The organism is Vibrio sp. 2130-1 (assembly GCF_033339515.1).
The window spans coordinates 1-572 of record NZ_JAWOUT010000540.1; the positions used below are offsets into that span (position 1 = coordinate 1).

A 572-nucleotide genomic window follows, 5' to 3' on the forward strand; every position below is an offset into this window, starting at 1 on the left:
TTACTGTAGTCCTATCCGAATCACTCACTTCAATTCGCCCAACAATCAGAGTTGGTAAGACTGTATACCCAACAACAGATACTTTGTTTGAAGAGTTTTGTGTATAGCTTAAAGACGAATCAAATGACCATTTACCTTTAGGTGTGAGAACGCCTGGGCGCTCAATAACATCACCAACCGTTTGGGCACGCTGAGGAATATCATCTCCTTCAGCACCATATGCATTCCCCGCAATGAATAAACTACAAAGATAGGTACCCAGTAAAGTCTTCCGTAACATCACATCTTTCCTTTTGCTGATGATCGTACCCAAGTAATCTCAGGCAATAGCTTGAGGTGAAGCTCCTAACTTTCCAAAGTAAGATTAGTATAGCTACTTCAAAACCACGACATACCTTTAAGTTTGGCGCTTTGAAGAAATTAGGAGACATTTATACTTATCTTCAACACTAAGCCACTAGTTAATAAATAATTAGGATAGATTCTATGTTTTCGCAATATTATTAATAAAATAAATTGCTTACCTGTGCTCTTAGTATGAAGTCGGTATGACATAACAGCTGAAAAGCCTG

The 572-nt window shown here is 38.1% G+C and carries 1 pseudogene; it reads right to left on the bottom strand.

The features are described from left to right. Nucleotides 1-280: pseudogene (locus R7Q09_RS27275) on the bottom strand (transporter); the annotation flags it as partial. Between the last annotated feature and the right edge of the window lie 292 nt (nucleotides 281-572).